This is a genomic window from Gellertiella sp. DMC107 (assembly GCF_056313605.1).
Window position 1 is genome coordinate 1,021,687 of sequence record NZ_JBQUZZ010000002.1, and the last position, 18,019, is coordinate 1,039,705.

General features: G+C 63.9%; 17 protein-coding genes. 7 read left to right on the top strand and 10 right to left on the bottom strand.

Annotation, left to right across the window (positions count from 1 at the left end; translation table 11 throughout):
* The first annotated feature begins 77 nt into the window (after positions 1–77).
* Positions 78–980, top strand: coding sequence for a DMT family transporter (locus ACT54B_RS10315; protein ID WP_476044678.1), 903 nt, complete (start codon positions 78–80; stop codon positions 978–980).
* On the opposite strand, the gene ACT54B_RS10320 is transcribed toward ACT54B_RS10315, so the two are convergent.
* The gene (locus ACT54B_RS10320) at positions 961–1,965 is read right to left on the bottom strand and encodes an inorganic phosphate transporter (protein ID WP_476044679.1); all 1,005 of its coding nucleotides are present in this window, start codon (positions 1,963–1,965) and stop codon (positions 961–963) included. The genes ACT54B_RS10315 and ACT54B_RS10320 overlap by 20 nt on opposite strands.
* Positions 1,965–2,609: a DUF47 domain-containing protein gene (locus ACT54B_RS10325; RefSeq protein ID WP_476044680.1), complete on the bottom strand. Its 645-nt coding sequence runs from the start codon at positions 2,607–2,609 to the stop codon at positions 1,965–1,967. Before ACT54B_RS10325 ends, ACT54B_RS10320 begins: the two co-directional genes overlap by 1 nt.
* 221 nt (positions 2,610–2,830) lie before the next feature.
* On the opposite strand from ACT54B_RS10325, the gene ACT54B_RS10330 reads away from it, so the two are divergent.
* Positions 2,831–3,139, top strand: coding sequence for a flagellar basal body rod protein (locus tag ACT54B_RS10330; RefSeq protein ID WP_476044681.1), 309 nt, complete (start codon positions 2,831–2,833; stop codon positions 3,137–3,139).
* An 87-nt stretch (positions 3,140–3,226) separates the two neighbouring features.
* Positions 3,227–3,982, top strand: a complete 756-nt coding sequence (locus ACT54B_RS10335; protein WP_476044683.1) for an SDR family oxidoreductase — start codon at positions 3,227–3,229, stop codon at positions 3,980–3,982.
* A gap of 31 nt (positions 3,983–4,013) precedes the next feature.
* Here ACT54B_RS10335 and ACT54B_RS10340 read toward each other — a convergent pair whose 3' ends face one another.
* Positions 4,014–4,241, bottom strand: a complete 228-nt coding sequence (locus ACT54B_RS10340) for a DUF2093 domain-containing protein (RefSeq protein ID WP_476044684.1) — start codon at positions 4,239–4,241, stop codon at positions 4,014–4,016.
* A gap of 134 nt (positions 4,242–4,375) precedes the next feature.
* A complete protein-coding gene (mutL, locus tag ACT54B_RS10345) occupies positions 4,376–6,190 on the bottom strand; it encodes a DNA mismatch repair endonuclease MutL (protein WP_476044685.1) in 1,815 nt (604 codons plus the stop codon).
* Positions 6,191–6,574: 384 nt separating this feature from the next.
* On the opposite strand from mutL, the gene ACT54B_RS10350 reads away from it, so the two are divergent.
* Together ACT54B_RS10350 and ACT54B_RS10355 are read left to right on the top strand one after the other, a co-directional pair.
* Positions 6,575–8,275: a PAS domain-containing protein gene (locus tag ACT54B_RS10350; protein WP_476044686.1), complete on the top strand. Its 1,701-nt coding sequence runs from the start codon at positions 6,575–6,577 to the stop codon at positions 8,273–8,275.
* 281 nt (positions 8,276–8,556) lie between these two features.
* On the top strand, positions 8,557–9,897 hold the full coding sequence (locus ACT54B_RS10355; RefSeq protein ID WP_476044687.1) for a putative bifunctional diguanylate cyclase/phosphodiesterase: 1,341 nt from the start codon (positions 8,557–8,559) through the stop codon (positions 9,895–9,897).
* On the opposite strand, the gene ACT54B_RS10360 is transcribed toward ACT54B_RS10355, so the two are convergent.
* Positions 9,876–10,847 (bottom strand): LysR substrate-binding domain-containing protein, encoded by a 972-nt coding sequence (locus ACT54B_RS10360; protein ID WP_476044689.1) that lies wholly within the window; start codon positions 10,845–10,847, stop codon positions 9,876–9,878. The genes ACT54B_RS10355 and ACT54B_RS10360 overlap by 22 nt on opposite strands.
* A gap of 116 nt (positions 10,848–10,963) precedes the next feature.
* Between ACT54B_RS10360 and ACT54B_RS10365 the strand changes: the two genes are divergently transcribed.
* The gene (locus ACT54B_RS10365; RefSeq protein WP_476044691.1) at positions 10,964–12,508 is read left to right on the top strand and encodes a trimethylamine methyltransferase family protein; all 1,545 of its coding nucleotides are present in this window, start codon (positions 10,964–10,966) and stop codon (positions 12,506–12,508) included.
* 172 nt (positions 12,509–12,680) lie between these two features.
* Here the strand turns inward: ACT54B_RS10365 and ACT54B_RS10370 are convergent, their stop codons facing one another.
* The 5 genes from ACT54B_RS10370 to ACT54B_RS10390 form a co-directional block, all read right to left on the bottom strand.
* Positions 12,681–13,394 carry a PRC-barrel domain-containing protein gene (locus ACT54B_RS10370; protein WP_476044692.1) on the bottom strand — a complete coding sequence of 238 codons (714 nt, stop codon included), beginning with the start codon at positions 13,392–13,394 and terminating at the stop codon, positions 12,681–12,683.
* Positions 13,395–13,629: 235 nt separating this feature from the next.
* Entirely contained in the window at positions 13,630–14,505 is an 876-nt protein-coding gene (locus tag ACT54B_RS10375) for an SMP-30/gluconolactonase/LRE family protein (protein ID WP_476044694.1), read from the bottom strand.
* A gap of 2 nt (positions 14,506–14,507) precedes the next feature.
* Positions 14,508–15,146 carry a 2-dehydro-3-deoxy-6-phosphogalactonate aldolase gene (locus ACT54B_RS10380; protein WP_476044695.1) on the bottom strand — a complete coding sequence of 213 codons (639 nt, stop codon included), beginning with the start codon at positions 15,144–15,146 and terminating at the stop codon, positions 14,508–14,510.
* 15 nt (positions 15,147–15,161) lie between these two features.
* Positions 15,162–16,094: a 2-dehydro-3-deoxygalactonokinase gene (locus ACT54B_RS10385; protein ID WP_476044697.1), complete on the bottom strand. Its 933-nt coding sequence runs from the start codon at positions 16,092–16,094 to the stop codon at positions 15,162–15,164.
* The gene (locus ACT54B_RS10390; RefSeq protein ID WP_476044698.1) at positions 16,094–16,852 is read right to left on the bottom strand and encodes an SDR family NAD(P)-dependent oxidoreductase; all 759 of its coding nucleotides are present in this window, start codon (positions 16,850–16,852) and stop codon (positions 16,094–16,096) included. Before ACT54B_RS10390 ends, ACT54B_RS10385 begins: the two co-directional genes overlap by 1 nt.
* 118 nt (positions 16,853–16,970) lie before the next feature.
* Between ACT54B_RS10390 and ACT54B_RS10395 the strand changes: the two genes are divergently transcribed.
* Positions 16,971–17,738, top strand: a complete 768-nt coding sequence (locus tag ACT54B_RS10395; protein WP_476044700.1) for an IclR family transcriptional regulator — start codon at positions 16,971–16,973, stop codon at positions 17,736–17,738.
* The last annotated feature ends 281 nt before the right edge of the window (positions 17,739–18,019 follow it).

Consider the following 18,019-nt stretch of genomic DNA (forward strand, 5'->3'; position numbering starts at 1 on the left):
TTCGATGAATTGTATTGAACTGTTTCTGTCCTGTCGAGCCCGCCGGGAGCATAGCTGGACAGGACAAGGAGAATGCCATGGAAAAGACCACCACAGGCTGGATCAACGGATTTCTCGGCGTGCTGATCTTTGCCGGTTCGCTGCCGGCAACGCGCATCGCCGTGCAGGATTTCGATCCCTTTTTTCTCACGGCCGCCCGCGCGAGCATTGCCGCACTGCTGGCCGTGCCGCTGATGCTGGCGGGCGGGGCGAGCAGGCCCCGGCGCGACGATCTGGTGCCGCTCGCCATTGTCGCTTTCGGGGTGGTGATCGGCTTTCCGCTCCTGACGGCGCTGGCGCTGCAATATGTCAGCGCGGCCCATTCCATCGTTTTCGTCGGGCTGCTGCCGCTCTCAACCGCGCTGTTCGGCGTGTTCCGGGCGGGCGAACGGCCGCATCCTGCCTTCTGGCTCTTTTCCGGCCTGGGAAGCGCGGCTGTCGCGGGCTTCGCGCTCAAGGGCGCCGGCAGCGGCTTTTCCCTCGCCAATCTCCTGATGCTGGGGGCCATCCTCGTCTGCGGTCTCGGCTATGCGGAAGGCGCGCGCCTGTCGCGCCGGCTGGGCGGCTGGCAGGTCATTTCCTGGGCGCTGCTGCTGTCTCTCCCCGTCATGGTGCCGATGGCAATCCTGCGCGCGCCGGCGTTCTTTCCCGTGTGGACGGCCCCGTCCTGGATCGGGCTCGCCTATGTCTCGGTGTTCAGCATGCTGGTGGGCTTTATCTTCTGGTATCGCGGGCTGGCGCTGGGCGGCATTGCCGGGGTCGGGCAGCTTCAGCTGCTCCAGCCTTTCATCGGCCTCGTCTTTGCGGGCCTGCTGCTCAAGGAGCCCGTTGGGCCGGGCCTCTTCGGCATGACACTTGTGGTCGTGCTGTGCGTGGCGGGCGCCAGACGGTTTTCCCGTCCGCCGCCCGCAGGGTCGGCCATCAGCCGAAAAGCGTCGTGATGTAGAAGGTGAGGGCCGAGATCAGCGCGGCCGCGGGCAGCGTGATGATCCAGGCGATCACGATGTTGCCGGCCAGACCCCAGCGCACGGCGGAGACACGCCGTGCCGCGCCGACGCCGACGATGGCGCCGGTGATCGTGTGGGTGGTGGAAACCGGAATGCCGAGCCAGGTCGCGCCGAAGAGCGTCAGCGCGCCGCCGGTTTCCGCGCAGAAGCCCTGCATCGGATTGAGGCGGGTGATCTTCGATCCCATGGTGTGCACGATCTTCCAGCCGCCGAAGAGGGTGCCGATGGCCATGGCCGACTGGCAGGTGATGACGACCCAGAAGGGGACGTGGAATTCGCCGCCGAGATAGCCCTGCGAATAGAGCAGCACCGCAATGATGCCCATCGTCTTCTGCGCATCGTTGCCGCCGTGGCCGAGCGAATAGAGAGAGGCGGATACGAACTGCATGATGCGGAACGTGCGGTCGACGGCAAAGGGGGTCTGGCGAACGAAGATCCAGGAGACGATCAGCACAAGCAGCAGGGCCAGCACGAAACCGATCGCGGGCGACAGGAAAATAGCCCCGACCGTCTTGCCGAGCCCCGAGAAGACCACCGCCGAAAAGCCCGCCTTGGCAACGCCTGCGCCGACGAGCCCGCCGACAAGCGCATGCGAGGAGCTCGAGGGAATGCCGAACACCCAGGTGACGATGTTCCAGACGATTGCCCCCGTCAACGCCGCAAACACCACCGCAGGCGTGATCACGCCCGGATCGACGATGCCCTTTCCGATGGTCTCGGCCACATGCAGGCCGAAGAACATGAAGGCGATGAAATTGAAGAAGGCCGCCCAGGCCACCGCATATTGGGGTTTCAGCACGCGGGTGGAGACGATGGTGGCGATGGAATTTGCCGCATCGTGCAGGCCGTTCAGGAAGTCGAAAAACAGCGCGACCCCGATCAGGGCCACCAGCAGCGGAAATGCGAGCGTCGCCTCCATCAGACGTTCTCGATCACGATGCCGCTGATTTCATTGGCCACGTCCTCGAAGCGGTCGACCACTTTCTCGAGTTCGCCATAGATTTCCGCGCCGATGATGTAGGCCATCGGATCGCTCTTGCCGTGGCGGTGGAAGAGGTCTTTCAGGCCCTTTTCATAGGCCTCGTCGGAGCGGCCTTCCACGCGGGTGATTTCCTCGGCGATTTCCGCCAGGCGATGGGCATTCTGGCCGATCTTGTCGAGCAGCGGCACCGCTTCCGAGATCAGCCGGGCGCATTCGGCGATCATCACGCCGATATCGCGCATGCCGGGATCGAAACTGGTCTGCTCATAGAGGCGAATGGTTTTCACCGTCTTGTGCATCATGTCGATGGCGTCGTCGAGCGACTGGATGAGATCCTTGATGTCGCCCCGGTCGAAAGGAGTGATGAAGCTGCGGCGCACGGCCTGCAGCACGTCGCGCGTGATGTCGTCCGCCTGGTGTTCGAGAGCGACGATGCGGCTGCAATGCGCCTCCAGATCGCCTTCGCCCGCCAGAAGGGCTTTCATGGCATCGGCGGCGGCGACCACGGTTTTCGTGTGGGCCTGGAAGTAATCGAAGAACTTGTCTTCGCGCGGCATCAGTTTCTTGAACAGGCTGATCATTCTTTTGGGTTCCGGTCACGTGTCATGAAAGCGTCATAAAGCAATTCCTCTGCCCACAAAAGCTGACCTTTTGCCCTTTCTGTGGGTATTTGCCATTTCCGGGACCATTCCGGCGCTCTCCCTGTGCCGCAACGGGACAGGCGACGCTCCGTTCCAGCGGGTCCGCAGAAAACTTCCTCAAGACATGGCTGCTAGACTGCGCCTCTCGATAAGGACGTGTCATGACCATCGGTTCCATTCTTTCCATCGCTGCCAGTGGCCTGCGGGCGCGGGACACGGCGCTGGCCGCTATCGCCACCAATGTGGCCCATGGTTCGAACCCGGGCTACAGACCGCTCGAAACCGGTTTTGGCGCGCTTCCCGGCGGCGGCGTCGAAGCGACCGTATCGGAAGGCGTGGGGCAGGGGCCTGATCCAGCCCGCGACCTGATCGGGCTTGTGGAGCAGAGCATCGCCTTTTCCGCCAATGCGGCTGTCTTCGAGACGGGCGCATCGCTCTGGGACATGCTGGCGCTGATCCGTCGCGATTAAAATTTCATCCATGTCGTGCATGAAACGGGTGGTGTGACCATCGCGTGTGATCTTATTCAGTGCCTCCCCACAACGGAGGTCTGAACCATGAGACAGCTTGAAAACCGCATCGCCCTCGTCACCGGCGCATCCAAGGGCATAGGCCGCGAGACGGCCCTTCTTTTTGCAAGAGAGGGTGCGCGCCTGATCCTGAACGCCCGGAACCCGGAGCCGCTCGCGGCTCTCAAGCAGGACATCGAGGCGGAGGGCGGCGTGGCCGAAATCGTTGCGGGCGACGTTGCCCTGCCGGAAACCCACGAGGCCATCGCCGCGCGGGCTCAGGAGGTCTTTGGCGGTCTCGATATTGCCGTCAACAATGCTGCAGCAATCGGTCCGTACAAGCCGCTTGCCGAGGTCACGCTGGAGGAATGGCAGGCAACGCTTGCCGCCAATCTCACCGGTGCCTTTCTCGGAGCCCGGGCGCAGGTGCCGCTGATGCTGAAGCGGGGCGGCGGCTCACTCCTCTTCACCTCCACCTTCGTCGGCACCAGCGTGGCCATTCCCGGCATGGGCGCCTATGCCTGCTCGAAGGCCGCGCTGGGCGGCCTCGTCAAGGCCCTGACGGCGGATTATGCCGCAAGGGGCATCCGCGCCAATGCGGTGCTTCCGGGCGGGGTGGATACGGAACTCGGCGGCAGCGCCGAGCAGAAGGAATGGGCGGCCACCCTGCATGCGATGAAGCGGATCGCGCAGCCTTCGGAGATTGCGGAAGCCTTCCTGTTTCTCGCTTCGGAAAGAGCAAGCTTCATCACCGGCGCCTCGCTCTTTGTTGACGGCGGCAACGCGGCAGTCAAGCTTGGATGAAACCGAGGGGCCCGGCCTGCCGGGCTCCTTCTTACCGCTGGTTCGGCAGCGCGCCGGCGCGCTTTTCCGCTTCCAGGGAGGCGGCGGCATCCACATAGGGTTCCTGCCGTGCCACGCTCCAGTAACGCAGCTCGTCCAGTGGGATCGAACGACCGGTCATCGCGCAGATGACATGGGATCCGGGCAGCAGAATCTGGAAATCCGCATCGAGATACCGGATCTTCGCCTCACGATTTCCGCCACCGTCAAACCGGTTCATCCTGGGTCTCCTGCCTCTGATCATGTCCTGCTAGCCGCATTGCCGGGCATCTGTCGGCGCGGAATGGACCTCCAGCCGATGGCCTTTCCTGCCATACTCCTCGTTCTCGCCGAATTCCAGCCCTTTCGCGGCGGTCAACTGCGTCCGAAGAGACGCTCGATATCCTGAAGCTTGAGTTCGATATAGGTCGGACGCCCGTGATTGCACTGGCCGGAGCCGGGTGTCGCCTCCATCTGGCGCAGCAGCGCGTTCATCTCCTCCGGCCGGAGCCGGCGGCCGGAGCGCACGGAGCCATGGCAGGCCATGGTCGCGGCCACGTAGTCCAGCTTTGCGGAAAGGGAGGCGGCATGGTCCCATTCAGCGATCTCGTCGGCAAGCTGGCGGACCAGACCGACTGCGTTGACCTCTCCGAGAATGGCCGGCGTTTCCCGCACCGCAATGGCGCCGGGCCCGAACCGTTCGATCCCGAGGCCCATGGCCGCAAAATCCTCCGCATGGGTCATCAGCCGGTCGCAATCCTCTTCCGGCAGATCGATGATTTCGGGGATCAGCAGCATCTGCGAGGCCCGCGTCCGCGACGAAAGGCTCTGGCGGAGCGCCTCATAGACCAGCCGCTCATGGGCCGCATGCTGGTCGACGATCACCAGACCGTCTTCCGTCTGGGCGACGATGTAGTTTTCGTGGATCTGCGCCCGCGCAGCCCCGAGGGGATGCTGGCTTGCCGGCCCCTCCGCCTCCGGAGGCCGGTCGAGACGGGCGGAAGGCGCAGCCATGGCCTCGAAGGCTGGCTGCTGCCGTTCCTGGAAGGCGGGCGGGCCATCGGAAACCGCCTGCGGTCCGGCCGGCCGGGTGGGCGAACTCTCCGCCGTCCACGGACGGGACGGCGGCGCCGCCCGATGAAAGGGCGAGAAGCCCGGCCGGAAGGCGGACGCCATGGCGGCAGCGCCTGTCGTGGCCGATCTCGCCCCATCCCGCTGCAGCGCCTCGCGCAAGCCGCCGACGATCAGGCCGCGGATCAGCCCCGGATCGCGGAACCGCACATCCGATTTCGCCGGATGCACGTTCACGTCGACAAAGGCGGGGTCGAGGCTGAGGGAAAGCACCGCCACGGGATAGCGCCCCATGGGGATCGTATCGGAATAGGCGGCGCGGATCGCCTGCAGGATCAGCTTGTCCTGCACGGGCCGGCCGTTGACGAAGGCATATTGGTGGGCGCTGTTGCCACGATTGAAAGTGGGAACCCCGGCAAAGCCGGTCATCCGCACGCCCTCCCGCTCCGCATCGATGGCGATGGAGTTGCCGGAGAATTCCTCCCCCAGAACCTGGCCCATCCGTGCCAGCGCATCGGTGCCGCAGGCGGAAAGCTCCAGCGTGCTCCGGTCCGGGCCGGACAGCACGAACCGGATCGCCGGAAAGGCAATCGCCATGCGCTTGACCACCTCGGTGATCGCGCCCGCCTCGGCCCGCTCCGTCTTCAGGAATTTCAGCCGGGCCGGCGTGGCGAAGAAAAGATCGCGCACCTCGACGACCGTGCCCGCATTGGCCGGCGCCGGCCGCACGTCGGAAACCTTGCCGCCGGTGACGGCAATCTCGAAGCCCGTATCGTCGCCGGCACGGCGGCTGCGCACGGAAAGCTTCGCCACGGAGCCGATGGAGGGCAGCGCCTCGCCCCGAAAGCCCAGCGTGCGGATATCCATCAGCGAGGTCGAGATCTTGGAGGTGCAATGGCGGCGGATGGCGAGCGCCAGATCGTCCGGCCCCATTCCGCAGCCATTGTCGGTCACGCGCAGCAGCGTCTTGCCGCCACCCGCCGTCGCGATTTCGATGCGCGTTGCCCCGGCATCGATGGCGTTTTCGATCAGCTCCTTGGCCGCGCTTGCGGGTCGCTCGATGACCTCGCCGGCGGCGATCTGGTTGATCAGGGTCTCGGAGAGTTGCTTGACGGACATGAAACGGGTTCTAGCCGGATTCGGTGGCCGCGTCCAAGCCGTGCCGGAATGAAACGCGGCCCGGTCCACCGCTGTGGAAAAATCAACCAAGAAGCTGTTGCTGCCTCTTAAGGTCGATTTAACATTCGGGTGGCAGATTGTCCTCATCTGCCATGAATGCAGATCGGCGGTTGTATCCCGTCCGCAGGCCGGTGGCGCTGGAACCACCGCATGAAAGATGACAAGGGCCATTTCGACGGCTCGTCCAGCATGTTCCCTTCAGCATCGAGTAACGGATCTGGTGATGCTTCATCTCCCAGACGGCCTTTTGGAAAGCGATCGCGGCGGCAATCTTCGGATTTCCGCGGATGCTGCCCGCTGCCGCCCGGTCGAGGGGTGCATCTCATGAGCGAAAGCCTGATCGAGGCGGTGCAATCCCAGGCAAGTCTGCTCGATGCATTCTGCGAAGCCTTGCCGGCTGCGGTGCTGGTCTATGACGGCAACGACCAGATCGTCTTTGCGTCCAAGCAGATCCTCAATTTCTATTCCCTGCCGACCGATGTGCTGCTGCCCGGCACGCGACTGCGCGATTTCCTCGGCGCCATGTACGACAACCGGCCCCGCTCCTCGGTCATGGAAGGCCGCGTGCATGTGGGGCGCGAGGAATGGGTCGCAGACCAGCTGGCAAGCCACTGGCGCGAACGGTTCGAGCTGACCGAAAGCTACAGCTACGGACGGTGGATGCGCTTCGTCAAACGGCGCTTCCCGAGCGGCACCGGCATTTGCGTGATGACCGACGTGACCGAAAGCCACAAGCGCGAGGAGCAGTGGCGCACCGACATGGCGCGCGTGCAGTTGACGGAGGAAATTCTCGACAACCTGCCGTTCCCGGTTTTCGTCAAGGACCAGTCGCTGACCTATATTGCCGCCAACCGGGCCTTTTGCCAGCTGCGGGGCGTGGCACTCGAGCATATTCTCGGCCGGACCGTCTATGATTTTGCACCGGCCAGCGTGGCCGATATCTTCGATGCGGCCGATCGCTCCGTCCTGGAGACGGGAAAGCCGCTTTCCGTTCCCGAACGGCTGGTGCGCCCCGACGGGCGCGAGGTCGCGGTGATCACCCGCAAGGTCCGTATCGGCAAGTCCGGCCGCAGCATGCTGCTGACGACCATGGAGGATGTGACCGAGCTGACCGACGGGCACGGCGCCGATGGCTGGCTGAAAACCCAGCTGCGCATGCCCCTCTTTCCGAATGTCGAAAGCGGCGATCCGGCAGCGCCCGATCTGAGCGTCGCCACCGCCGCCGCCGAAACGGTGGTTCCGGACCGCTTTGTCGGCCGCCGCGTTCTCCTGGTCACCTCGGATGTCACGGTGGAAGCCCAGGCGTCCCGGGTATTCTCCCGCCTCGGCATCGATTATTGTTGTGTCAATTCGCCGGTGGAGCAGGAGGCGCTCATCCGGGCCGCCACCGAGGCGGGTGTCGACATCGACGTGATCGTGATCGATGCACTCATGGAAAGCCGCTCCATCGAGCTGGCGGAACACCACGGCATCAACGTGCTGGTCATGGATGGATATCAAATGTCGGGAGAGCTCGCCTATCAGCTCGTCCGGCATTTCAACAGTCCCTGGGGCCGGCCCCGGTCGGAGCGCAATCCGATCGACGAGTGGGAAATCGAGACCATCATCGCCGAGCCGCAGGTGGCGCTCAGCCTGGTCGATGTGATCGTGGTCGAGGACAATCCGGTCAACCAGATCGTCTTTTCCCACATCCTGGAGGGCCTTGGTCATTCCGCCCGCATCGCCTCTACCGGCGCCGAGGCGCTGGAGATGGCGGGAGACCTGATGCCGCGCGTCATCCTGTGCGATCATGCGCTGTCGGACATGAGCGGTCCCGAATTCGCCGCCGCGCTGCGGGCACGCCTGGACGGCGCCCGCGATATCCCCCTGATCGCCGTGCTGGTCGCGGGTCAGGAACCGGACGCCGAGGCCTGCGTGGCCGCCGGCATGAACGGTACGCTGATGAAGCCCATCAGCCCGGAAGCGCTGGAAGGCCTCCTGCGTACCTACCTTCATGCCGAAAGCCGGCATGCCCATGCCGGGTAAGCCTCGGACAGGCCCGCACCGGTAAAGGTCGAAGCGCCCGCCGGATGCGCCGGCAGCCGCATTCTTGCCGTTCTGCCAGAAATCAGGGGCAAATATGTGTAAAGCAAAACATTTATCTAATAATACCAAATTAAGGGTTTGCGGGCACTCTTTCGAGGAAGGGAGATCATGTTTCCCTTTCGACGGAGGCTTTCTAGCAGGCACAAGTGCCCCTTTTAGGTGTTGGCGTCGGTTGTTCTAGGGGTAGAACCGGCGCGCGGAACGTTCAGGAATGGGGAAGAATGCTGACTGAAGATCTGGCCCAGCAGATAAGCCAGAACGAGTTGCATGCGATGGCCTATACGGATGCCTTGACGGGACTGGGCAACCGGCATCGACTGAAGGACAAGATGCGCCGGCTCGTGCATGAGCGGGCGGCCGATCCTGCACCTTTTGCCATCTGCATCGCCAATCTCGACGGCTTCAAACCGATCAACGACCTGTTCGGCATGGCCGCAGGCGACGAAATTCTTTGTCAGGTGGCGCATCGGCTGAAAGCCTGCATCCCGGACGGAGCCACGGTGACGCGCCACGGCGGCGACGAGTTCGCCTTTCTCTTTCCTCTGGTATTCGAACGCACCGGCGCCGAGAAAATCGGGCAGATGATCCGTGATGTGCTGTCGGCCCCTTACGATCTCGGCGACCGCAATGTGCGCCTGTCAGCCTCCTTCGGCTTTTCCATCTATCCCTTTGCGGGAGAGGATTTCGAAGACCTTCTGAAGAGTGCAGAAACGGCGCTGTATCGCTCCAAGCGACGCGGGCGAGGGCAGATCACGGTCTATTCCCAGCAGATCGCCCAGGAGATGAAAAGGGCCACCCAGCTCGAGCAGGCGCTGCGCAATGCAATCATCAACGATCAGGTCGATGTCCACTTCCAGCCGATCGTCGAGATGAGAACGGGCATACCGGTGGGTTTCGAGGCCCTGGCCCGCTGGAACGATCCCGATCTCGGTTTTGTGTCTCCGGCCATCTTCGTGCCGCTGGCGGAAGAGCGCGGCTTCATCGACGCCCTGTCGGAGGCGCTGTTGCGCAAGGCGGCAGAGGCAGCGCTGTCCTGGCCGCGCGAATTGTTCCTTTCGTTCAACGTCTCCTCGGCGCAGCTGATGGATCCGGGAACGGCGGGCAATATTCTCTCCATTCTCAACCGGTCGGGTTTCGATCCGCGACGGCTGGAGCTGGAAATCACCGAAACCGCGATGATGACCTCCGCGGAAACCGCGCAGCGCATCCTGCTGGAACTGCGCGATATGGGCGTGAAGATTTCGCTCGACGATTTCGGCACCGGCCAGTCCAGCCTCGGGCGTCTGCGCGACTTCACCTTCGACAAGGTCAAGATCGATCGCGCCTTCGTCGCCCGCATCACCTCCGACCGGGCATCGGAACATATCATCAAGGCCATCATCACCATGTGTGACGGGCTGGGCCTGCAAGTGGTGGCCGAAGGGATCGAGCATGCGGAAGAGGCCGAGATCCTGAGGAATTTCGGCTGCGGGCTGGGGCAGGGATACTTCTTCGGTCGTCCCGTCGATGCGGCCGCCACCCTGCGCTATCTGGCCGAACGCTACGAGGCAGAGACCGCCTGACGGTCGTCAGGACCGGCCATCCCATCCGGGGCACGGTCCGCCTCGGCCTTGCCCTCGGCAATCAGCCAGTCCCGTACCCGGCTTGCCGGGCCGCTGAGTTCGCGGGATCGGGGCCAGACCACATGAAAGGCGAGCCCGGTGCGCAGTACGTGATTGCCGACCGGCACCAGCAGGCCGGATCGCGTCTGGCGGTCGGTCAGGTGCTGCCAGCCAAGCCCGATGCCTTCGCCGGCCAGCACCGCCTGTATCACCAGCACATAATCGTTGATCGCCAGCCGCTTGCCGCGCGGTTGCCAGGAGAGGCCCGCACTTTCGAACCATTCCGGCCAGTCGCAGGCCCGCCGCACCGGTTCCTCCAGATCGATCAGGCGGTACCGCGTGAGATCGGCGGGCGTTTCCGGAAATCCGTGGGCTTCGATGAAGGCGGGGCTTGCGACCGCATTGATCACCTCCGGCGCCAGTTCCGCCGCATGGTAGCGCGGCCACTGGGCGGGATCGCCGCCGCGAATGCCCAGCGGAATACCTTCTTCCTCGAGATCGAGATCGCGCACACTCGTCTGGATGCGCAGGTCCACATCCGGCAGGTCCTGGCGAAGTTTCGCCAGCCGCGGCAGCATCCACATGGAGGCGAAGGCGGTCGAGGCGGCAAGCGTCACATTCTGCACCCGGTTCTTCGCCCGGATGTCTTCCGCCGATTTCTGGATGCGGGTCAGGCCGGCCGAGACGTCTCCGTGAAAGCGCTCGCCCACCTCCGTCAACCGCACCGACCGGTGCAGCCGGGTAAAGAGCGTGACCCCCATCTGCTCCTCGAGCGCGCGGATCGCGTAGGATACCGCCGCCTGGCTGAGACCCAGCTCCGCCGCCGCACGGGTGAAATTCTCGTGCCGCCCGGCTGCCTCGAATATCATCAGATGGGTGGCCGAAGGCAGAAGTCGCCGCAATCCGTCCATGAACTCTTTCTCCTGCCATAAGTCCTGCTTATTGGAAGCTTATAAAAATAACGGCAATACAGCCAAGTCCCCGGCCGCTAGTTTTGGCAGATAAATTGAATGCCGGGAGCTGTTCCATGACCCAAGCCGCAGAAAAAACCGCCACTTCTGACCGTCGCCAGCGTGGCAATCGCCGCCAGCCCGGCGCGAAGCCGGTGGGCGTGCCCTATATCGTCCGCAATATTCCGACTTATGACATCCTGTCCGAGGAAAACCTCGTCAAGATCGAGAATGCGGCCGATCGCATCCTTGCGGAAGTCGGCATCGAGTTCCGCGACGATCCCGTCGCGCTCGACCACTGGAAGCGGGCAGGGGCCAAAGTTGACGGCGTGAAGGTCACCTTCGAGCCGGGCATGCTGCGCGAGATCGTCTCCACCGCGCCCGCCGAATTCACCCAGCACGCCCGCAATCCTGCAAACAATGTGCAGATCGGCGGCCGGAATGTGGTTTTCGCGCCGTCCTACGGCTCGCCCTTCGTCATGGATATCGACAAGGGCCGCCGCTACGGCACGCTCGAAGACTTCCAGAATCTCATCAAGCTCGGCCAGTCCAGCCCCTGGCTGCATCATTCGGGCGGGACGATCTGCGAGCCGGTGGACGTCCCGGTCAACAAGCGCCATCTCGACATGGTCTACAGCCACATCAAATATTCCGACCGTTGTTTCATGGGCTCGGTGACCCATGAGGAACGGGCGGAAGAGAACATCGAGATGTCGCGCATCCTGTTCGGTCGGGAATTTACCGATGAGAACTGCGTCATCCTTGGCAATGTCAACGTCAATTCGCCGCTCGTCTGGGACGGTACCATGACGACGGTTCTCCGGGCCTATGCGCGGGCCAATCAGGCAGCCGTCATCGTGCCCTTCATCCTCGGCGGCGCCATGGGGCCGGTGACCAGCGCCGGGGCCATTGCCCAGGCCTTTGCCGAGACGCTCGCCGGCTGTGCGCTGACCCAGCTGGAGCGCAAGGGCGCGCCGGTGATTTTCGGGAACTTCCTGTCGTCCATGTCGCTGCGGTCCGGGTCACCCACCTTCGGCACGCCGGAACCCGCCATCGGCTCCATGGTGATCGGCCAGCTGGCGCGCCGGCTGAAGCTGCCGCTGCGCTGCGCCGGCAATTTCTCCAACTCCAAGCTGCCGGACGGGCAGGCCATGCAGGAAGGCCTCATGTCCATGCTGTCGGCGATTCATTGCGGGGCAAACTTCATCCTGCACTCGGCGGGCTTTCTGGATGGGCTTCTGTCCATGTCCTATGAAAAATTCGTCATGGATACGGATCTCTGCGGCGCGCTGCATTCCTATCTGGCCGGGGTTGTCGTGGACGACAACACGCTGGCGATGGATGCCTTCCTGGAAGTCGGGCCGGGCAGCCACTTCCTGGGCTCCGCCCATACGATGCGCAACTACACCACGGCTTTCTGGGATTCGGCGCTCTCCGACAACGAGCCGTTCGAGAAATGGAGCCAGGAGGGCGGCTCCACCGACATGGCCACCCGCGCCAACCGGCTGTGGAAGAAGACGCTGGCCGAATATGAAGCTCCCGCGCTCGACGAGGCCAAGGATGAGGAACTGAAGGACTTCGTGACGCGGAAAAAGGCGTCGCGCAACGATGCCTGGTACTGAGGATCGCACCCGGGCAGCGATCTGAGGCGTACAAAATAAAAGCGGCGGTGCCGAAGCACCGCCGCATTCGCCGGAAATGGAGGGGGAACCATCCCGAATTTCACCGAATGTTGAGCCGGGGGCGGTGCTAACAACGGTGACGCATGGGAGGATTTCCGGCGAATTCCGTGATTTACTGCGCCGGTGCGGTGCCGGTGGCCGGTGCGGTGCCCGTCGCCGGAGCACCCGGAGCGGCTGGCGGCGTGGTCCCCGTTGCCGGGTCGGTCGCCGCCGGGGTCGAAGCCGTGGTGTTCTGGTCGGAAAGCGTCTTGAACTCCGGAGCATTCTTCAGCGTATCGGAGGTTTCGCTGGTGGAGAGCTTCAGGCTGCTGCCGTCCTCCGCCTGGGAAACCATGATGTTGGACATGGGAACGGCCACGTTCTTCTCGCCGATGCCGAGGAACCCGCCCACGCCGATCACCGCTGCCACGACACCACCGTTCTTTTCGATGATGAGGTCGTTGATCTCGCCGATGCTCTCGTTATTGGCGTTGTAGACCGTCGCGCCAATATAGTCGTCGGCGCTGATCTGGTCCTGCGACTGTTCGGTCAGGTAGGTGCCAGCCACTTCACCGCCATCGGTGGTCGTGCTGGAGGCCGAGCCTGCGGTTCCCGACGTGTCGGTGGTACCGGACGTATCCGTGGTGCCGGAGGTGCCGGCCGTGCCCGACGTATCGGTGCCGGTCGTCCCGGAGCCGCTGGTCGTGTCGGTGCCGGAGGTGCCCGATGCAGCCGGAGCAGTGCCCGAAGTATCTGCCGGCGGGTTCGTCGCATCCTGGGCGAAGGCCAGCGGTGCGGCCATCAGGAAAGTGCTGGCGGCGGCGACGGTAACGAGCTTCTTGATCATGTCGGATCTGCCTTTCTCTCGAATTTCTGTGCGCCGGTCCGTGGGAGGTCGGTGCCGGCTGTTGCGCCAGTAAAACGGAGGCAGGGTGCTTTGGTTCCCGAAAAAATTGTGCGGGAAACCGAATATCGCTCGTCTCAGGATGTTATATTTTTCGAATGAAATGCCAGAAAATGAAATAGTCGGCTAAAAAATGGCTTGGGTGGCAGCGCTGGAGCCGCCCCCCCGTCCAGCTCGGTCACAGCCGGTATGAGCCTTCGGCGCGCCCTTTCACGGGGATGCCGAGATCGAGAAGCGTACCATCCTCGGCCGCGGGATCGGCCATGCCCTCGGTCGCCGTGGTGACCAGCAGCCGGTCCAGTTCAGGACCGAAGAAGGCGGGGCACGATGGCTGGCGGGAAGGTGTGCTGTAGCTCGCGACGAGGCGTCCGGAAGGATCGTAGCGGTCGACCCGCGCCTCACCCCAGCGGGCGTTCCAGACATGGCCCTCCGCATCGCAGACGGAGCCGTCGATGCCGCCGGGCTGGCCTGCCTCGTCGGCAAAAACCACCGGCGTGCCGGTCGGCAGTCCGGTTGCGGGGTCGACCGCCACTTTCATGTAACGGTTGACCTTGGTGTCCACGTAATAGCCCGTTGCGCCATCCGGCGAGAAGCAGATGCCGTTGGTGATGCCGATGCGGTCGATGATTTTGGTCACCGTGCCCTGTGCCACATGATAGATGGCCCCGCCTTCCGGTTCCGCCTTCTTGCCCATGGTGCCGATCCAGAGCGCTCCGGACGCATGCACCCGGCCATCATTGGAGCGGTTCTCCGGACGATCCGCCTCGAGCGGGGCATGCAGGCTCAGGGCGCCGCTCGCCCGGTTGCGGATATAGAGCCCGTCCTCCATCGCCAGCAGTTGGCTGTCGTCGTCGATCCGCGCCACCACGCTGCCCATCCGCGGCAGCGCATGAACCCGCTTTTCGCCGGTGCCGAGCCTGAGTTCGTGCAACTCGCGGCCGAGAATGTTGAACCACCAGATCGTATCCGTCTGCGGCTCGTAGGAAGGCCCTTCCCCGAGCACCAGTTGGGCCTTGCAAAGCGTCTTGCCCCGGAAGGGGATCGTTTCCACCATGATCAGACCTTTCCTGCGGTGGCCGCATCATAGGCGGCAATGGTCTTCAACGAGCGTTCGCGCACCTCGGTTGCCGACATGCCCGGCTTGTAGAGGCTGGAGCCGAGACCGAAGGCGGTGATCCCCGCTTTGACATAATCGGCAAAATTCTCGTCCCCGACGCCACCGACCGCAGCGATCAGCAGGTCCTTGGGCAGCACGGCCCGGATCGCCGTGATGCCGGCGGGGCCCAGCACATTGGCCGGAAAGAACTTCAGGCCCGTTGCGCCGGCCCGGGCGGCTGCCAGCGCTTCCGTGGGCGTGAAGACGCCGGGAAGCGTCACCATGCCCTTCTCCCGCGCGGCGGTGATGACGGCGGGCTCCACATTCGGGCTGACCATCAAACGGCCACCGGCATCCGCCAGCCGATCCACGTCATCCGTCGTCAGAACCGTGCCGGCACCGATCAGCACCTGCGGCGGCGCCATCTTTGCCGCGAGCTCGATGGACCGGAACGGCTCGGGCGAATTGAGGGGAATTTCGATGGCGGTGAAGCCGGTATCGATCAGGGCGCCCACCACGCCCTCGGTTTCCTCCGGCCTGAGGCCGCGCAGGATCGCCACCAGCGGATAGCGCATCTCGGGAAAGGGAATACGGTTCATGGTTCAAAGCCTTCCTTAAAACGTCCAGAGGGTGCGCGCGGCACGGACCAGTCCGACGCGAACCGCATCATCCGCATCCACGATGCGGTAGGGGCGGTTCAGCGCCTCGAGCGCGGTGGCGTAGAGATCGCCGAGACGGCCCGACCCGATCAGCGTGATGGTCCCGTCGAAAGCGCGACCCGACGGGCCGCTGGCGCCGGCGATTTCCAGCCCAATCAGGGTGCCGGAGAGCCGGGCGCGGCAGACATCCGCCGGTGCGCCCTCCAGCAATTGGCCGGCCCGGATGGCAAACAGCAGGTTGCTGGCGCGGGCCGGGTCCGCAACAGCCTTCAGCACCGCGGCGCGGAAGGCGGCCATGTCCATGCCGTCGCCGCCGGCCAGCGAATGGGACAGCAGCGAATGCCTTGACAGGACATCGAAGAGCTCGCCGGTCATATAGGTGGAGAAACGGGTGACGGTCGCGCCCTCCAGCGAGACCCATTTGGAATGGGTGCCGGGCATGCAGGCAAGCTGCCTGCCGTCGCCGAGCCCCGAAAGCGCGCCCAGAAGCTGCGTCTCCTCGCCCCGCATCACGTCGGGATGGGCAGGATCGCGATTGGCCAGCCCGGGCAGGATGCGGATGTCGCGCGCTTCCCCGGGAACCCGAACGGCGCCGCGAAGGATCGCATCGGGAAGGGCGGGCACGGTCACATAGCCGGCCTCCGTCCAGCCCTGCCGGGCGCCGGCCATGCCGCAGATGACGACCGGAAGATCGTCGGCAGCACCGAGTTCGGCCAGATGGCTCTTCAGGATGCGCCCGAAGCCGCAGGCCTGGGACGCCATCGCCATGCCTTCCTGGCTGCGCCTTTCACCGAGAACGGTGCCGTCCGCTGTCATGAGCCACAGCCGGAAACTGCTCGTTCCCCAGTCTACTGCGGCAAAGGCGGGACGCCGGTCGCTTGCAGTCATCAGAATATTCCTCCATCGGCAATCAGGGTTTGCGCGGTTATCGCGCCGGATGCGGATGAGGCGAGGAAGAGACAGGGGCCGGCCATGTCTTCGGCCACCAGCACCCGCTTGAGGCACTGGCGCGCGACCATGGCGCCGATGCTGTCTTCCGTCAGCCACAGTCTCTTCTGCCGTTCGGTCACGATCATGCCCGGCAGAAGGGCGTTGACCCGGATCCCCTCCGGCCCGAGCCGGCCCGCGAGGCTTTTGGTCAGGCCGACAATGCCCGCCTTGGCCGTGGCATAGGAAGGCAGATCCGGCATGTTCAGCAGATAGGCAATCGAGGAGAAATTGACGATGCTGCCGCCCTCCTGGCGCAGATGCGGCACGGCCGCCTGAACCGCAAAAAACATCTGCCGGAGATTGATCGCCTGGTTCTCGTCCCAATAGGCCTCGGTCACGGTGTCGAGGTCGTGCCGGTCGTCCCATCCGGCATTGTTGACCAGCACCCGAAGCCCGCCCAGCTTTTCTGCGGCGGCCGCGACGGCCGCCTGGAGGGCCGCCGTGTCGCGCAGGTCGACATGCAGGAATTGCGGGGGAAAAGAAACCGTGCTCGAAAGGGAGGAGAGAAGGCGGGTTGCTGCCTCCGCATCCCGGTCGAGAAAGGCGACCCGCGCCCCTTGCCCGGCAAAAGCCGCGACAAGGGCAGCCCCGATGCCCGAAGCACCGCCGGTGATCAGAACCGGAGCCTGATCCAGATCGCCATATTGGACTGCCACATGCGCCTCCGGTTCCATTATTTGGAACTCAATTTGACTATGTGGAATTATCGGGATAGAAGGGGGGCTCTGTCAAGGCGCGGGCGCGGGAAAAAGGCAGATCGGCGAAAGGACAAGCATGAAAGACACGGGCACCCTTGGCAAGACGATGCGCCTTCTGGAGATGGTCGCGAGAGCCGAAAGGCCGCCGCGCTTTTCGGATGTGCTGGCGCGTTCCGGAGAGCCGCGCGGCACGGTGCATCGGCAATTGTCCCATCTGGTGGAGGAGGGGCTTCTCGAAGTGGCGACGGACGGAACCTACCGGCCCGGCTTGCGGCTGCTGACCCTGGCGGCCAGCGCCTGGGCGGCGGCGGATATCCGCGAGATCGCCGCCCCCATTCTGGCCGCGCTGCACGAGGAAACCGGTGAAACCGTGCATTTCGGCCTGCTGCGCGGCGGCGAAGTGATCTATCTCGACAAGGTCGAAAGCCGCCAGTCCGTCCGCATGCACTCCCAGATCGGTCGTGCCTCGCCTCTCTATTGTACGGGGGTCGGCAAGGCGGCCCTGTCCCTGCTGCCGGACGAGGCGATTCAGGCTCTGATCCCCGGCATGGAGTTTCGCCGGCATACGGCCACCACGCTCGCCGATGGCGCGGCCTTGCTGCGGGAGATCGCGGTGATTCGCGCCAACGGCCATGCCTTCGATCGGGAAGAGCACGAGGAAGGGATCCGTTGCATCGCCGCTCCGGTCCGCCTTCCCGGCTCGGAAGGTGCGGCGGCCATCTCGGTGACCGGTCCTGCCTTTCGCATCAGCCAGGAGCGGCTGGAAGGGTGGGCAGAGGCTGTGATGCAGGCTGCCGGACGGATCTCCCGGGAAGCAGAAATCCGCCTCGGACCGTCTCGCTAGGGTCGTGAATCGCGCGTGAATCGCATGCCAATTATTCCCTGTTAGTTCTTGCACTCACCGCGTCAGGCAAATGTTGCTACTCATGATAGAAGATATCTATAGCAATCCCGGACGTGTCGGGGTTTGCCGATTGTCAATCCTGGTCGCCTTTGACCCCCCCCTAATCAGTTCGTAAGCGTGATGTAATTTCTTAAAAACGTTTAAGCTTATCTTCTGAGCTTCGAAGCAATAGATAAACGACAGCGGGTCACAAGCAAAAATATTCGCTTGGACAAAATTCA

Bases quoted from the DNA above. Each gene is read 5' to 3' on its own strand.
- ACT54B_RS10370 (WP_476044692.1), bottom strand. From the start codon at position 13,394: ATGATCAAGAAGCTCGTTACCGTCGCCGCCGCCAGCACTTTCCTGATG.
- ACT54B_RS10320 (WP_476044679.1), bottom strand. From the start codon at position 1,965: ATGGAGGCGACGCTCGCATTTCCGCTGCTGGTGGCCCTGATCGGGGTC.
- ACT54B_RS10380 (WP_476044695.1), bottom strand. From the start codon at position 15,146: ATGAACCGTATTCCCTTTCCCGAGATGCGCTATCCGCTGGTGGCGATC.
- ACT54B_RS10350 (WP_476044686.1), top strand. From the start codon at position 6,575: ATGAGCGAAAGCCTGATCGAGGCGGTGCAATCCCAGGCAAGTCTGCTC.
- ACT54B_RS10340 (WP_476044684.1), bottom strand. From the start codon at position 4,241: ATGAACCGGTTTGACGGTGGCGGAAATCGTGAGGCGAAGATCCGGTAT.
- ACT54B_RS10375 (WP_476044694.1), bottom strand. From the start codon at position 14,505: ATGGTGGAAACGATCCCCTTCCGGGGCAAGACGCTTTGCAAGGCCCAA.
- ACT54B_RS10315 (WP_476044678.1), top strand. From the start codon at position 78: ATGGAAAAGACCACCACAGGCTGGATCAACGGATTTCTCGGCGTGCTG.
- mutL (WP_476044685.1), bottom strand. From the start codon at position 6,190: ATGTCCGTCAAGCAACTCTCCGAGACCCTGATCAACCAGATCGCCGCC.
- ACT54B_RS10335 (WP_476044683.1), top strand. From the start codon at position 3,227: ATGAGACAGCTTGAAAACCGCATCGCCCTCGTCACCGGCGCATCCAAG.
- ACT54B_RS10395 (WP_476044700.1), top strand. From the start codon at position 16,971: ATGAAAGACACGGGCACCCTTGGCAAGACGATGCGCCTTCTGGAGATG.
- ACT54B_RS10325 (WP_476044680.1), bottom strand. From the start codon at position 2,609: ATGATCAGCCTGTTCAAGAAACTGATGCCGCGCGAAGACAAGTTCTTC.
- ACT54B_RS10360 (WP_476044689.1), bottom strand. From the start codon at position 10,847: ATGGACGGATTGCGGCGACTTCTGCCTTCGGCCACCCATCTGATGATA.
- ACT54B_RS10365 (WP_476044691.1), top strand. From the start codon at position 10,964: ATGACCCAAGCCGCAGAAAAAACCGCCACTTCTGACCGTCGCCAGCGT.
- ACT54B_RS10385 (WP_476044697.1), bottom strand. From the start codon at position 16,094: ATGACTGCAAGCGACCGGCGTCCCGCCTTTGCCGCAGTAGACTGGGGA.
- ACT54B_RS10355 (WP_476044687.1), top strand. From the start codon at position 8,557: ATGCTGACTGAAGATCTGGCCCAGCAGATAAGCCAGAACGAGTTGCAT.
- ACT54B_RS10330 (WP_476044681.1), top strand. From the start codon at position 2,831: ATGACCATCGGTTCCATTCTTTCCATCGCTGCCAGTGGCCTGCGGGCG.